The 15146-nt window shown below is 63.2% G+C and carries 11 protein-coding genes and 1 tRNA gene; 5 read left to right on the forward strand and 7 right to left on the reverse strand.

Features of this window, described 5'->3' with window-relative positions:
* Positions 1–27 precede the first annotated feature (27 nt).
* The 5 genes from ACCD03_RS07675 to ACCD03_RS07695 form a co-directional block, all read right to left on the reverse strand.
* Positions 28–1782, reverse strand: coding sequence for a PQQ-dependent methanol/ethanol family dehydrogenase (locus tag ACCD03_RS07675; RefSeq protein ID WP_325653751.1), 1755 nt, complete (start codon positions 1780–1782; stop codon positions 28–30).
* Between the two features lie 212 nt (positions 1783–1994).
* Positions 1995–2570 (reverse strand): cytochrome b, encoded by a 576-nt coding sequence (locus tag ACCD03_RS07680; protein ID WP_325653749.1) that lies wholly within the window; start codon positions 2568–2570, stop codon positions 1995–1997.
* Positions 2557–3630: a beta-propeller fold lactonase family protein gene (locus tag ACCD03_RS07685; RefSeq protein WP_413411226.1), complete on the reverse strand. Its 1074-nt coding sequence runs from the start codon at positions 3628–3630 to the stop codon at positions 2557–2559. Before ACCD03_RS07685 ends, ACCD03_RS07680 begins: the two co-directional genes overlap by 14 nt.
* A 20-nt stretch (positions 3631–3650) precedes the next feature.
* The gene (locus ACCD03_RS07690; protein WP_413411227.1) at positions 3651–6272 is read right to left on the reverse strand and encodes a TonB-dependent receptor; all 2622 of its coding nucleotides are present in this window, start codon (positions 6270–6272) and stop codon (positions 3651–3653) included.
* A 258-nt stretch (positions 6273–6530) separates the two neighbouring features.
* Positions 6531–8051: an aldehyde dehydrogenase family protein gene (locus ACCD03_RS07695; protein ID WP_045205996.1), complete on the reverse strand. Its 1521-nt coding sequence runs from the start codon at positions 8049–8051 to the stop codon at positions 6531–6533.
* Between the two features lie 286 nt (positions 8052–8337).
* Between ACCD03_RS07695 and ACCD03_RS07700 the strand changes: the two genes are divergently transcribed.
* The 5 genes from ACCD03_RS07700 (at position 8338) to ACCD03_RS07720 (ending at position 13515) form a co-directional block, all read left to right on the forward strand.
* Positions 8338–9114, forward strand: a complete 777-nt coding sequence (locus tag ACCD03_RS07700; protein WP_325653743.1) for a quinoprotein dehydrogenase-associated SoxYZ-like carrier — start codon at positions 8338–8340, stop codon at positions 9112–9114.
* Complete coding sequence (locus ACCD03_RS07705; RefSeq protein ID WP_325653741.1) at positions 9111–10058, forward strand: quinoprotein relay system zinc metallohydrolase 1; 948 nt, start codon at positions 9111–9113, stop codon at positions 10056–10058. Before ACCD03_RS07700 ends, ACCD03_RS07705 begins: the two co-directional genes overlap by 4 nt.
* A 40-nt stretch (positions 10059–10098) precedes the next feature.
* A complete protein-coding gene (locus ACCD03_RS07710) occupies positions 10099–11028 on the forward strand; it encodes an MBL fold metallo-hydrolase (RefSeq protein WP_325653739.1) in 930 nt (309 codons plus the stop codon).
* Positions 11029–11290: 262 nt separating this feature from the next.
* Positions 11291–12421, forward strand: coding sequence for a porin (locus tag ACCD03_RS07715; protein ID WP_325653737.1), 1131 nt, complete (start codon positions 11291–11293; stop codon positions 12419–12421).
* 182 nt (positions 12422–12603) lie between these two features.
* Positions 12604–13515 (forward strand): acyltransferase, encoded by a 912-nt coding sequence (locus tag ACCD03_RS07720; protein ID WP_253538155.1) that lies wholly within the window; start codon positions 12604–12606, stop codon positions 13513–13515.
* Between the two features lie 91 nt (positions 13516–13606).
* On the opposite strand, the gene ACCD03_RS07725 is transcribed toward ACCD03_RS07720, so the two are convergent.
* Positions 13607–13696, reverse strand: a tRNA-Ser gene (locus ACCD03_RS07725).
* 80 nt (positions 13697–13776) lie between these two features.
* Positions 13777–15093, reverse strand: coding sequence for a serine--tRNA ligase (serS, locus tag ACCD03_RS07730; protein ID WP_413411228.1), 1317 nt, complete (start codon positions 15091–15093; stop codon positions 13777–13779).
* Positions 15094–15146: the final 53 nt, after the last annotated feature.

A 15146-nucleotide genomic window follows, 5' to 3' on the forward strand; every position in this document is an offset into this window, starting at 1 on the left:
AGGGCGCACAGCGCTCAACTCAGCACGTCAGTTCTTGTGCAACTTGAACACCCAAACCGAACCACCCTGCTCCAGGAAGTTCACACGCTTGGCCACTTCACCACCCCACAGCGGAACTGCACCACCCCAGCCCGACACCACGGCCACGAACTGCTCGCCGTTGTCTTCCCAGGTGACGGGGGGCGCAACGATGCCGCTGCCGGTCTGGAATTCCCACAGCTCCTTGCCGGTCTTGGCATCAGCCGCCTTCAGGTAGCCCTCGGGCGTGCCCCAGAACACCAGGCCGCCGGCAGTCGTCATCACACCACCCCACAGCGGGGCGTTGTTCTTGATCTGCCATTCAACCTTGCCGGTCTTCGGGTTGATCGCGCGCAGTGCGCCGATGTAATCCTCATTGAGAGGCTTGATGGTGAAGCCGGCGCCCAGGTAGGCCGCGCCCTTCTTGTAGCTGACGGGCTCGTTCCAGATCTCCATGCCCCACTCGTTGGCGGGCACGTAAAACAGACCGGTTTGCGGGCTGTAAGCCATCGGCATCTGGTTCTTGCCGCCCAGGAAGCCAGGCTCGGCAAACACCGCCTTGCCCTTCTTGTCTTCACCCGTGGCTTGCGCCGGATCGCCTGGCCGGTGCTCCGGTGCGTAGTTCGGGCGGCCGGTCTTGAGGTCGATGCTGGTGGCCCAGTTGACCTTTACGAACGGGAACGCGTTGAGCAGCTTGCCACTCTTCGCGTCGTTCACGTAGAAGAAGCCGTTACGGTCAGCCTTCCCGCCGACGCGCTTGCCGTCCATGTCAAACGTGACGAACTCGTTCACGCCATCGAAATCCCACCCGTCGTTCGGGGTGTTCTGGTAGTGCCAGACGATCTTGCCGGTGTCCGGGTTGATGGCCAGCGTCGACGACGAATACAGGTTGTCGCCCTTGCGCAGGTGGCTGTTCCACGGGCCCGGGTTGCCGGTGCCGAAGTAGACCAGGTTGGTCTGCGGGTCATACGTGCCGCCCAGCCACGTCGATGCGCCACCGGTCTTCCACGTCTCGCCGGGCCAGCTCGCGTTGAGCGTGCCCGTCATGCCGTTCTCGGTCTTGTTGCCGTCCTTGTCGTACTTGTAGCCCATGTGGCCTTCGACCGTCGGACGCGACCAGATCAACTGGCCGGTCTTGGCATCGCGCGCTTCCACACGGCCCACCACGCCAAACTCGCCACCCGACACGCCCGTCAGCACCATGCCCTTCACGATCAGCGGTGCGGCGGTCGTCGAGTAGCCGGCGGCGTAGTCTTCGATCTTCTCCTTCCAGACGATCTTGCCGGTGTCCTGATTGAGCGCGATCAGTTGCGCATCCAGCGTGGAGAAGATGACCAGGTTGTCGTACAGCGCAGCGCCGCGATTGACGACGTCGCAGCACGGCATGATGCCTTCCGGCAGACGCTGCTCGTACTTCCACAGCTTCTTGCCGGTCTTCAGGTCGATCGCATAGATGCGCGAGTACGACGCCGTGACGAACATCTTGCCGTTGTAGATCAGCGGCTGGGCTTCCTGCCCGCGCTGCTTCTCACCGCCAAACGAGAACGACCACGCCGGCACGAGCTGGCTGACATTCTTCGTGTTGATCTTGGTGAGCGTGGAGAAGCGCTGCCCTTGCGTACCCATGCCCCAGGTCAGCACGTCGTTCGACGATTTCGCGTCGTTCTCGATCATGGCATCGGTAACGGGGGGCGTTGCCGCGTGCACGGCAACACTTGCTGCCGCCATTGCAGCCGCAAGTGCAATCACTCGTAGTGTCCTCATTCTTGTCTCCTCTACCTCTATTTATGGTCCAGGTCCGGCAGTGTGATGTCACACCGGTCGGACTCAGGGCAAATCCCGTGCCATCGGAAAACGCCGTGAAATCACGGTTCTGACCCACTTGCAGCACGGTGTTGCGTGCCATACCGCAACACATCGTGTGTTCTGTTGCGAAATGGAGCAGCGCGATGAACGCAGCACGCGACGACCGCGGCTTACAGCGCGCGCGAGCGCCCGCCCGGCAACATGCGCTGCACGCACCGCTGTGCGTCGAGCCATTGGTGCTTGATCACGCCGGCAACGTGGAGCGCAACCAGGCAGAGCAGCAGATCGGCCGTCGTGCTGTGTACCGTGTAGAACATGTGCTGCAGTGCGCTGTCGACCCAACCCCAGCGCGGCAAGGGCACGCCCCAGAAGCGCGTTCCGTATTGATTGAACGAAGACCCGAGGTAACCCGACAGCGGCATGACGACCATGCACATGTAGAGCAGGCGGTGGGTGATGCGCGCAAGCTCCGCCTCCCAGCAATGCAGCCCCGGGATCGAACGTGGCGCAGCCCGGCGCAAGCGCACGGCTACACGCCACGCAATCACCAGCGCCGCCGTCAGGCCGAGTGATTTGTGCAGATTCACCCAGGCGGCCTTTCCGGGCGCGCCCTTGGCCAGACCCGTCATGTAGTAGCCCAGCGCGAACAGCCCGCATAGCAGCAAGGCGCTGACCCAATGCAAAGCGATCGGCAGGCCCGCGTAGGCAGGCGCCGGTGCGGTGGTGGGTCGATCAGCGCGGCGCATCAAGAGTGCCCACCGAGGTTGGATAGGTCACCACACCCCAGGGCAGCTTGTAACCGGGGAGCGTATCGACGACCTCGCGCTTCTGCGCGTCGATCACCTGCACACTGTTCGAGCGGCCGCAGGCAAGCAGCAGCTTCTGCCCGCCAGGCGTGAAGCTGAAATGCCAGCACCGCTTGCCCACCGGAATGGTGGCCACCGGCGCAAAGGTGCGGGCATCGAACACCTGCAGCTGATCTGCGCGGCTGGCGGCCACCCAGAGGTATCGGCCCTCGCGGTCAAACGCGATGCCGTACGGCCCCTGCCCAGTGGGCACAGTCTTGATTGGCTTGAAAGCGGCGTCGAGCAACAACAGGTTGTTCGAGTTTTCCAGCGTCACCACATAGGTCTTTCCATCCGACGCGATCTTGATGCCGCGCGGCCGATTGCCGAACGGCGCGACATCCACCGACTGAATCTGCTTAAGCGTGGACAAGTCGTAGACGCCGACCGTGTTGTCACCCTCGTTCGCCACCAGCAGCAACTTGCCCTCCGGTGAAAACTCGATGGCTTCGGTCTCGCGGGCGGCCTTGATGCGGCCCACCACGGCCCATTGGCTGAGATCGATGATCGCGACTTCAGCGGGGGCTTCATCCTTCTCGCCCTTTTCTTCTTTTCCGGCTCGATCGCTCTTGCCTGGAGGGCCGCCCTCCGACGACGGTTCGTAAGTCACGAATGCCCGGAGGCCGTCGGGCGAGATGCGCATGAATTCGACATTCCTGCCGACTGCGATGCGTTTGATCTCCTTGCGTGTGGCCGTATCAACCACCGACACATCGGCGCTGCCTTGGTTGGCCGTCAGCAGCCAGCGGCCATCGGGCGTGATTGCCAAGCCGCGCGGATCCTTGCCCACGGCAATCTCGTCAACCTGTTTGAGCGTGCGTGCATTCAGCACGGTCACGCCGCCGCCCTGATTCGTGACATACGCGACGGGGTCCGGCACCTCGGCAACCGCCTGCAGCGTCGATACCAGACCCACGCTAATCAACGTGGCAATCCGGAGGTAGTAGGTCAATGCATTCATGATCGTCTCTTCTAAGGGGCTCAGTCCTTGTCGGAACCGGAGCCCTTGCCTCCAAACGAATACGTCAGGCCAATCCAGATCGCGCGTGGCGACGCCGGCGTCATGAACTGCTGCGTCGCCAGCGTGTAGATGCTCCGGGTGCCCGAGAGGCCGTATGTGGAATAGCGCTTGTTGAACAGGTTGCTGATGTACGCCGAGATTTCGAGGTTTCTCGTCGGCTTGTAGTGCAGGTTCAGATTGACGAGGCCGTAGCCGGCTACCTGGCCGTTCGGGTCGGCATTGCTTTCGTTGCCGTGCGCGATCTGCTTGCTGACCAGGATCACGTTCCCGCCCATCGACAGGTTCGGGCTGAAGGCGTACGACGCACCAAGCTTGAGCGTCTTTGCGGGGATGCCCGGGATCTTGTTGCCGCTGACGACGTTCTGCCCGCTGGCCGTGGTGAATGCCGACTTGTAGATCGCATCGACATAACCAAAGTTGGCCGACAACGACCACTTGTCGATCTTCGTGCTCGCGCCCAGTTCAAAGCCGCGCCGCTCCGTCTCGCCGACGTTGGCGAAGTAGCCGTACGTGTTTGACGTGGCGATGAACTGGATGTCATTGCTGAGGCGCGAGTCGTAGACAGACGCGCTCCAGTAGGTGGACTTGCCCAGCTTTCCGCGGCCGCCGAACTCGATGGTTTTGGCCACCACGGCTTTCAGGTCCGGATCACCGTTGAACCCGGTCGGCAGCGAGCACGGGCTGTTTGGATCGGCGCAAGACAACTCGATCGATGTCGGCGCGCGCATCGATTCGCTATAGCTGCCGAAGATGCCCTGCCCGGCTCCGAGGTCGTAGTTGAATCCCAATGCCGGGTTGAACCGGTGATAGTGATGCGAGCCGGCCAGACTGTTGGTTTCCGGCCCTGCCACCGCCCCGGCCGGCACACCGTTCGGGGTGGATGCTGCGCCCGATCCAGCGTTCGAATACCGATAGGCGTTCGCATAGCCGGGGTTGTAGTACGACACGCCCGATACGTCGTCCGTCCAGGAGTAGCCGCCGTCTCCGTTCAGGTATTTGTTGTTGGCGCCGCCCTGGTTGAGCGTGGTGTAGTTGAAGCTTCCGGATGCCGTCACGCTCAGCTTTTCCGTCACGCTCAACGTATCGGTGAAATACGCGCTGAAGTTGTTGACGTTGGACGACAGGCTGACCGCGCCAATCACGTTGCTGCCCGTGAATGACGCCGGGTTCGACGCCGACGGTGCCAATCCATTGGCGGTGAATCCGTACTCTTGGTTGGGAATCACCACGGCCTGATAGTCGATCAATCGGGCGAGGTATGTGGTCTGGTCGTAGGTGATGCGCGAATGATCGAACGCACCACCAAACGTGAACGTATTGTTGTGTCCCGCCAATTGGCTGAAATTCGACCACTGCAGCGACGAGCCCACCGTGTCTTCATGCGTGGCGGAATCGACGACGCTCGTATTGATGGCGTTGGTCCAGCGGCCGTAGCCCAGCGCGAGCGCAGTGGCGCTGGTCACGGCATTCACCGCCGTGCCATTCGGCGCCTTGTTCGCGCATTTGTAGGCGGTGATGCCACCTGCGGTGGTTGTTGCCAGCGAGCCATCGTCGTTGAAGCAGCCGTCGTCCAGCTGCGCGTTGCTGTTGACGTTATGCAGGTTGGCCTTGCGGTAGTAGAGGCTGCCGGCCAGCTGATTGGTGTCGTTCAGCCAATGACTGCTCTTCAGGTTCAGCATCGCCATCCGGTTTGAGATGGTGTCGGGCCACGTATAGGCCGCGCTGCGGTTCGCCATCATGTCCATCGGCAACGACTGCGTGCCGCTCAGCGAGGTATCTGCGAGTGCAGCCGACAGCTCCAGTTGAGTAGCGCCGTCGTTGCCGTGCCACCGCGCTTTCCCATACAGCTGCTTGACGTTCGAACCCGAGTGGTCGCGAAAGCCGTCTTGCCGGTCGAAGTTGCCGGCGACGAAGTAATCGGTGCCGTGCGCCTTGTCGACAATGCCGGTCTCGAAGCTCAGCGCGCGCCTAACAAACGAGCCACCCAGCGCCTCGATCGACGTGCCGGCGTTGTCCTTTCCGTTCTTGGTGTTGACGACAAGCGCGCCACCCAAGGTATTGAGGCCGAACATCGGATTGGAGCCCGGCAGGATGTTGACGCTGGACATCGCATTCATGGGAATGAGATCCCAGTTGACGATGGAGCCGAAGGGCTCGTTCATCCGCACGCCATCAAAGTAGACCGAAACGCCAATGGGCACGCCCAGCAGCGAAGACACCTGAAACCCGCGGTAATTGATGTCGTTCTGGTACGGATTGCCCGCCCCATTGCTGATGCTAACCTGGCCGAGGTTGTCGTTCAACAGGTCCGCCAGATTCGAGCTGCGTTGCTCGCGGGCATCCTTTGCACTGACGCGCTGGGCATTGGCGGGAAACTGCGACAGCGGGACACCAATGCTGTCGATCGGGGTCGAGCCGACGACCTGAGCGGTTGGCAACGCCACCGCAATGATCTGGTCCTCGGCAAGCGCCGGCGAGCACAGGCCCGCCGCAGCGAGCGCCGCCACCCCGCCGGCCAGACGCGGCGCGGCGTTACGCAGACGGCTGGCGTCCTTGCCCGAACGGCTGGTATTCGAATGCACGGAGTGTCTCCCTGGTGTTTCTCGTTCGCCGAGCCCGGGCGCGCCAACGGCACATCCCTAAGTCAAAGCGTGGCGAGAGCTATTGCCGGCTGGGAATCAGCGGCGATGGGGGTGACACCTGCGCGCGTTGCGGCAGTGCATGTGGTGGGCGCATGGCCATGTCTCCTCTTCTTTTTTCGCCGGCGAGGTCTTTGCCTCGCAGGTCAGCGGCTGGCGCACGGGTGTCGATGACCATGCGCCAGCCGTCCTGCTACACCATCAGAAGAAGCCCAGCGGCTTGGTGTCGTAGCTCACCAGCAGGTTCTTGGTCTGCTGATAGTGGTCAAGCATCATCTTGTGGGTCTCGCGGCCCACGCCCGACTTCTTGTAGCCACCAAACGCTGCATGCGCCGGATACAGGTGGTAGCAGTTCGTCCACACGCGCCCTGCCTTGATGGCGCGGCCAACGCGGTACGCGCGGTTGATGTCGCGCGTCCAAAGACCGGCGCCCAGGCCAAAGTCGGTGTCATTGGCGATCTGCAGGGCTTGCGCTTCGTCCTTGAACGTCGTCACGGCAATCACCGGGCCGAAGATCTCTTCCTGGAACACGCGCATGCTGTTGTCGCCCTTGAGCAGCGTCGGCTTGATGTAGTAGCCCTTCGACAGATTGCCGGGCAGCACTTCCACATCGCCGCCGACCAGGCATTCGGCACCTTCCTCCTGCGCGATCTCCAGGTAGCTGCGGATCTTGTAGAACTGCTGCTCCGACGCCTGCGCGCCAACCATGGTCTCGGTGTCGAGCGGGTCACCGCGCTTGATGGCGGCCACCTTGGTCATCACCGCATCCATGAAGCGGCTGTAGATGGATTCCTGCACCAGCGCGCGCGACGGGCACGTGCACACCTCGCCCTGGTTGAAGAAGCCCAGCACCAAGCCTTCGGCGGCTTTTTCGATGAAGCTCGGCTCGGCCTGCATGATGTCTTCGAAGTAGATGTTGGGCGACTTGCCGCCCAGTTCCACCGTCGACGGGATGATGTTTTCAGCCGCGCACTTCATGATGTGCGAGCCCACCGGCGTCGAGCCCGTGAAGGCGATCTTGGCGATGCGCTTGCTGGTAGCCAATGCCTCGCCGGCTTCCTTGCCGTAGCCGTGCACGACGTTGAGCACGCCCGCCGGCAGCAAGTCGCCAATCAGTTCCATCAGCACGCAGATGCCCAGCGGGGTCTGCTCGGCCGGCTTGAGCACCACGCAGTTGCCGGCAGCCAGCGCCGGCGCCAGCTTCCATGCAGCCATCAGCAGCGGGAAGTTCCACGGGATGATCTGACCGACCACGCCCAGCGGCTCGTGGATGTGATACGCCACGGTGTGCTCGTTGATCTCGGCAGCAGAACCTTCTTGTGCGCGAATGCAACCGGCAAAGTAGCGGAAGTGGTCTACCGCCAGCGGGATGTCGGCGTTCAGCGTTTCACGCACGGGCTTGCCGTTGTCCCACGTTTCAGTCACGGCCAGCAGTTCGAGGTTCTGCTCGATGCGGTCGGCGATCTTCAGCAGGATCAGCGAGCGGTCCTGCACCGAGGTGCGCCCCCAGGCGTCAGCGGCAGCATGCGCGGCGTCGAGCGCGCGGTCGATGTCTTCAGCGGTCGAGCGCGGGAACTCGCCGATCACCTCGCCCGTCACCGGCGTGGTGTTGGTGAAGTACTGGCCTTTGACCGGCGACACGAATTCGCCACCGATGAAATTGCCATAGCGCGGCTTGAACGAAACGATGGCGCCGGGAGTGCCGGGATGAGCGTAACGCATGGGTTGTCTCCTGATGTTTGAGTGATGACCGCAGCGTCGTTGTCTGCGCTGTGTCCGCTCGTCATCTGCAAAACCCGGGCCATCCCCTGCGGTGGATGCTGCATCCACTCCCAATCGCCTGTTCAGGCCGATTGGCTCGCCTGACTGTTCCAGAATGGAACAACAGGTGTTGCAAAGCTCAACGCCCCATCACCTGAACAGCCGAGGGATGTGCGTGCGGACCCACCGCGTGCATGGCATGACTTTCGCAACATGGGCCGTTCATCTGAACCTTGCAAGGCACACGATGAGAACGGCCTCACTCCATGCTGCCGCTGCCACGCTGGCCGTTGCGTGCCTGTCTTGGCAGGCCCGTGCCGATACGAACATTGACCCGGCAGGCTCGCCACTCTGGCCGACGATTCAGCAGGAGGTGTTTGGCGCGGCGCCAACAACGTTCGACAGCCGCATCAGGATCACTGGGCCGGCATTTGCGGAAGACCCGATGCAGGTGCCGATTGCCTTTGACGCGTCGGCGCTCGGCAAGGTCGAGCGCATCGTCGTCGTGGTCGACCGCAACCCGATCCGCAAGGTGTTGGAATTCGCGCCCATGCACGTGCGCCCGGCGCTGTCGTTCCGGTTCAAGCTGCAGGAGGCCTCTGCGGTGCGCGTGGCGGCGCGCACGCAGGACGGTGTCTGGCATGTCGGTACCGTCCAGGTGGATGCCACCGGCGGCGGCTGCACGCTGCCCGGCGCCACCCGCCAGAACTCCTCGTGGAGCACCACGCTGAACCAGGTGGAGTCACGCGTGTTTCAGGGCTTCAACGGCGCAGGCAGCCGCATCCGCCTGCGCGTGATGCATCCGATGGACACGGGCTTGGTGGCGGGCATTCCGTCCTTCCATATCGAGCAGCTCAACCTGCTCGATGCCCGGCGTCAGCCCATGCTTGAACTGGCGCTGTTCGAACCCGTGGCCGAGAACCCGATCTTCTCGTTCGATCTGGAGGGCCCTGTTGAACGCGGCATCAGCGTGGCCGGCGTCGACAACAATGGCAACCGCATCCGCGCACAGGTGACACGATGAGCCGACGGCACCAACGGTTTGGCTTCCTGCTCTGCCTCGCGATGTTGGCCGGCCTCGCACGCGCTGAGGGCCCCGATTACCACCTCGTACCGCACGCAATTGCGCCCGGCGTCTGGGTGCTGGAAGGCGCCAACGCAGATTTCTCGGCGCGCAACGGCTGCAACATCATCAACACCGGCTTTATTGATACCGGCGACGGCGTGCTCGTCATCAACACAGGGCCGTCACTGCTGTACGGCGAACAGCAGCGCCAGGCTATCCGCACGGTCACATCGGCGCCGGTGCGCTGGGCGTTCAACCTCAACCTGCACCCCGACTATTTCTTCGGCAACCAGGCTTATGCGGATATCGGCGCCCAGGCCCTGCCCGGCACCATTGCCGGTGCGCAACGCGAAGGCGCGGCCTATGCCGACAATCTCTACCGCATCTGCGGCGCGTGGATGCAGAACACGGTATCCACACCGCCCAGCGTGCCATTGACGCCCGGCACACGAACCATGGGCAGCCACCGCATCGACCTCATCCGGCTCGACGGGCATACCGATGACGATCTCGTCCTGGTGGACCGGACCAGCGGTGTCGTCTTCGCCGGCGGCATTGCCTTTCGAGACCGGATTCCCACGACGCCGCACGCCAACATTGCGCATTGGTTGGCCAGCCTGGACGCGTTGCAGAAGATCGTTGCCGACAGCGGTGCGCGCGTGTTGATCCCCAGCCACGGGCCCGCGCTCGGCAAGGCCGATGCCATTGCACAGACACGCCAGTACTTGCAGTGGCTCGAGGCTCGCATGCGCCGCGCGGCCGCAGAAGGACGCGACCTTGCGGAGGTGATTGCCATGCCGGTAGACGCGCCCTACGCGCAATGGGGCGGAATGCCCGCGGAGTACGTGCGCAACGTGACCCGCTTCTACCCACGCTACGAGAACGCCGCGCTGGCGCCCTGACATGGCGCCAGACCCCGCGCGGCGACGCTGGATGCGCATCATGCTCGCGACCCTGATCAATCCGGCGCCGACGGCGTCTGCGGCACCCGCCCGCGTTACGCTGTTGCGCCTGCAGGATGGCCTGTACGCTGCGCGCGCTGTCAACGCTGAGGCCTCGCGCGCGAATGCCGGAGAAGTCGTGCCCACCCTGGTGCACACGACCGGCAACGGCGTGCTCGTGGTGGACCCGGGCCCGCACGCGCGATGGGGACAGCATCTGATCGCGGCCATCCGGCACATCACGGCGGAACCCATCCGCTGGGTGGTCAACACGCACGCGCACCCGGAGCACGTGCTCGCCAACGCGGCTTTCGCGCAACTGCAGCCGCGCCCTGCCTTCCTGGCATCGGCCGCCACCGCCGAATTGATGCGCCAGCGTTGCGAAACCTGCCTGGCCCGGCTGACCGCCCTGCTGGGTGCGCGCGTCATGCACGAAACGCAGATCGTCTATCCCGAGCCCGCATTGCGCGATGGCGATTGGCTGCACACCGGCAAGACAGCGTGGCAAGTCCATGTCTGCACGGCTGCGCACAGCGCTTCCGACACGGTGCTGTACGCGCCGCAGCGCGGCGTGCTGTGCACCGGTGGCTTGGCATATCGGCAGCGCATTCCAGACATGCAGGACGGCTCGCTGATCGGTTGGCGCCAAGCATTGCATGCGCTTGCGCACCTGCCAGCCAACATCGTCGTCGGCACCGCCATCGGCACACCGGCGCAGATGCTGCAACCGACGCTGGCCTATCTCGACATGCTCGACAGCGCGATCATGCAGGCCATTGAAGCCGGTGGCGACGCAGCGCGCGCGCTCGAGTACGTCCCGGGCGACGCCTATCGCGACTGGCGCAACTTCCAACCCCGCCATGCGCTGAACGTAGGACGTGCATGGCGCGAGCTCGAAGATCGCTGGATGCAAAGCACGCCAAGCGCCTGATCGCGGCTGCTCCATCGCTGAACAGGCGGCGGACATGTGTTGCATCGACTGTCCCGCCACGCCACATCGCCAGCACAGGTGCCTGTGCCCGCAAACGTTAATCAACTGCTTGCAACTGCGTGCAATGCGCTGCTAACGCCGTGGTATGCATATTGCAAAGTCCCGCCGACGTTGAGCGCGCGCCCCGCGTGTTTAGCGCCAAGACCGCATGCGTCCGAGCCAGTTCAATGGACGCATCACACAACGACAATACGGAGACAACATGCAGAACACACGCCTTCGACCCTGCGTCCTGACCGCCCTTGCAGCCGCCCTCGGCTGCGCAGCGAGCGGCGCCATCGCACAATCGTCGGTCACGATCTACGGCACAGTCGATGCCGGACTCCAGTATCAAAACCGCAGTGCAGCCGGCGGCAGCATCACGGAAATGCATTCGGGCGGCATCAGCCCAAGCATCTGGGGTCTCAAGGGATCAGAAGACCTGGGCAGCGGCCTGAAGGCCAACTTCAACCTCGAAGGACATTTCAGCAGCGACACCGGCACGCTCACCACCGGCCCCGGCTTCAGCTCCGAGCTGTTCCGTCGGCAGGCGAACGTCGGCCTGAGCGGCAACTGGGGCGCGGTCACGCTGGGGCGCCAGTACAGCCCGGCGCTCCTGGGCACAATCGGCACGGAAGCGCGCGGCTTCAAAGAACAGTTCTCGAATCTGTACGGCTGGGCCTACAACCAACTGCCCGCACCGGGCAACGCGATGGGCGCCGGCACCAACCCCGGCAACGACGTCGGCGTGTTCATTGGCAATGCACTGCAGTACTCCAACAACTTCGGCCCCGTGTGGCTAGGCGTTGCGTACTCATTTGGCGAGACCGCCGGCAGCTTCAAGCGCGGCAATGAACTCTCGCTGGGTGCCACGTACACGGGCCCGGTCACAGTCGGCCTCGGCTATCAGTCAACGGCGGACAGCGGCACGGGCGAGACCCTCAGCCGCTTGTGGAGCGCAGGTGTGGCCGTGCCATTCGGTGCCTTCACGGGCCGGGTGAACTACATTGGCGTGACCAACAACGCGCCGAGTGGCCAACGCGTATCGGACGTCAAATCGATCGGCGCCGGGCTCGACTACAAGTGGAGCCCCGCCAATACCGCCACGCTGGCCGGCTATTACAGCAAGTACGAAAGCAGCGCGCACGACAGCTCCACCAAGTCGATCGTGCTGAGCAACGACTACGCATTCTCCAAACGCACCACGCTGTATGCGCAGCTCGTGTACGTCAATGCGGGCGCAGTGGGCACGGCCGATCCGCTGGAAAGTCTCAAAACGTCCATCGTTGCGGGCGGCACGGCGCCGGGCGCGAAGACGGTGCTGGCAGGTGTGGGGCTGAAGCATTCGTTCTGAGCTGGACCTGAGCAGAAAAAACCCTTGGCCAACACCAAGGGTTTTTTTTCGCCCTCAGATACGAAGCATGAATTCTGACGCAGCGCATGGTCTGGGCGGCCGATCCGCGCTACGCTCGCGTATCGTCAACATCACGATTTTTGCCTGCCGGGGGCCAACCGGGGGCGCTCATTGGAGGAGCCTTGATTCGCGTCCTGCCTGCCTTTGTATTGGGCACGCTTAGCTCAGTCCTGCTGGCCCTGAACACACTGTTCTGGAGCGTGCCGCTGTTCACGCTCTCGGCGTTCAAGCTGCTGGTGCCGGCAGCGGCAGTCCGCCGCCGGATCGACCCCATGCTCAATTGGGTCGCCACATGCTGGATCGGTTGCAACAACGCCTGGATCGGCGTGCTGCAACGCGAGCCGTGGAGCGTTGAAGGTGCCGACAACCTGCGCTACGCGGGCTGGTACCTGGTCAACTGCAACCATCGGTCGTGGGTGGACATCTTTGTGCTGCAGCGGGTGTTGAACCGGCGCATACCGCTGCTGAAATTCTTCCTCAAGCAGCAGTTGATCTACGTGCCGGTCATCGGTCTGGCCTGGTGGGCGCTGGATTTCCCGTTCATGCGTCGGCACTCCAAAGCGGCGCTGCGCAAACACCCCGAACTGCGCAATCAAGACCGCGAAACCACGCGTCGCGCTTGCGCCAAGTTCGCCCATGTGCCGACCAGCGTCATGAACTTTGCCGAAGGCACGCGATACACCCCCGCAAAGCACCAGACGCAATCGTCGCCCTATCGCCATCTGCTCAAGCCAAAGGCCGGCGCGCTGGCCTTGACGCTCAATGCCATGGGTGGGCGGTTCCAGTCGCTGCTCGATATCAGCATTGCCTACCCAGACGGCACACCGAGCTTCTGGCAACTGGCCAGCGGCCGGGCCGGTCGGGTGATGGTGCATATCCGCGAGCTGCCGATCCCACCGGATTTCTGCACGCACGACTACAGCACCGACGCCGCCTTCCGTAGCGATTTCCACCGCTGGCTCGCCCAGCTCTGGGAAGAGAAGGACCAGCAGATCGAAAACATGTTGGCGCGGGCGGCAAACCGGGCGGCGTGACCGCCGGTGTCGACGCTTTTTCGCCAGACGAAATCTAAGCGCCAAACAAAAAAGCCCCTTGGTCGTAAAACCAAGGGGCTTTTGCTACTGCTGGCGGAGAGGGTGGGATTCGAACCCACGGTACCGTCGCCGGTACGCCTGATTTCGAGTCAGGTACATTCGACCACTCTGCCACCTCTCCGGTAACTGGGTCGCTGAATCGCGAAACCGCGACTATAACAGAATTTTTCCGGCCAGATCAAGAGGGTCGACGCCACTCGTTCAAACTGCCGGCTTCAGCACTTCCTGGCCACCCAGATACGGGCGCAGCACCGCCGGCACCGTGATCGAGCCATCCGCGTTCTGGTAGTTCTCCAGCACCGCGACCAACGTACGGCCCACGGCGAGGCCCGAACCGTTGAGCGTGTGAACCAGTTCCGGCTTGCCCTGTGCGTTGCGGAAGCGCGCCTGCATGCGGCGCGCTTGGAAGTCGCCCATGTTCGAGCAGGAACTGATCTCGCGGTATGTGTTCTGCGCCGGAATCCACACCTCGATGTCGTACGTCTTGGTGCTGCCGAAGCCCATGTCGCCGGTGCACAGCACGACGGTGCGGAACGGCAGTTCGAGCTTGCGCAGGATGTTCTCGGCGCAGTTGGTCATGGCGTCCAGCGCGGCGGCCGAGGTTTCAGGCTGCACGATCTGCACCATCTCAACCTTGTCGAACTGGTGCTGGCGGATCATTCCGCGCGTGTCCTTGCCGTACGAACCGGCTTCCGAACGGAAGCACGGCGAATGCGCGGCGAACATCATCGGCAGCGCATCGGCGGCAACGATCTCATCGCGCACGAGGTTTGTGAGCGGTACTTCGGCGGTCGGAATCAGGTAGAAGTTTTCGACGCGCTCGCCGTCTTCCCCCTCGGCGCTGTGCCCCATCTTGCGCGGCACGCGGAACAAGTCTTCCTCGAACTTCGGCAACTGGCCGGTGCCACGCATCGACGCTGCGTTGACGATGTACGGCACGTACGCCTCGGTGTAGCCGTGCTCCAGCGTGTGCGTGTCGAGCATGAACTGCGCGAGTGCGCGATGCAGACGCGCCACCTGCCCCTTGAGGACAGTGAATCGCGCGCCCGACAGCTTGGCACCCGCGTCAAAATCCAGCCCCAGCGCGGCGCCCAGGTCTACGTGGTCCTTGACCGGGAAGTCGAATGCGCGCGGCGTGCCTTCGCGGCGCACTTCCACGTTCTGCGTTTCGTCGCGGCCGGCCGGCACGCTTTCGTGCGGCAGGTTCGGGATCGACAGCATCAGGTCCTGCATCTTGGCCTGCACCACGTCGAGTTGCGCGGCAGACGCCTTCAGCTCGTCACCGATGCCCGACACCTCAGCCATCACGCCAGATGCATCCTCGCCCTTGCCCTTGAGCATGCCGATCTGCTTGGACAGGCTGTTGCGGCGAGCCTGCAGCTCTTCCGTGCGGGTCTGGATGGCCTTGCGTTCCGCTTCAAGCGCGGCAAAGCCGGCCACGTCGAGCACGTAGCCGCGATCTTTGAGGCGCGCGGCGACGGCGTCGATGTCTTTGCGCAGCAGTTGGATATCAAGCATGGTGGGAAAAAAAGGAAAACCGAAGATTGCGAGCGATCTGAATGATCGAAAAG

Origin of the sequence: Ralstonia sp. Ralssp135 (assembly GCF_047304345.1) — a bacterium.
Lineage (GTDB): Bacteria > Pseudomonadota > Gammaproteobacteria > Burkholderiales > Burkholderiaceae > Ralstonia > Ralstonia chuxiongensis.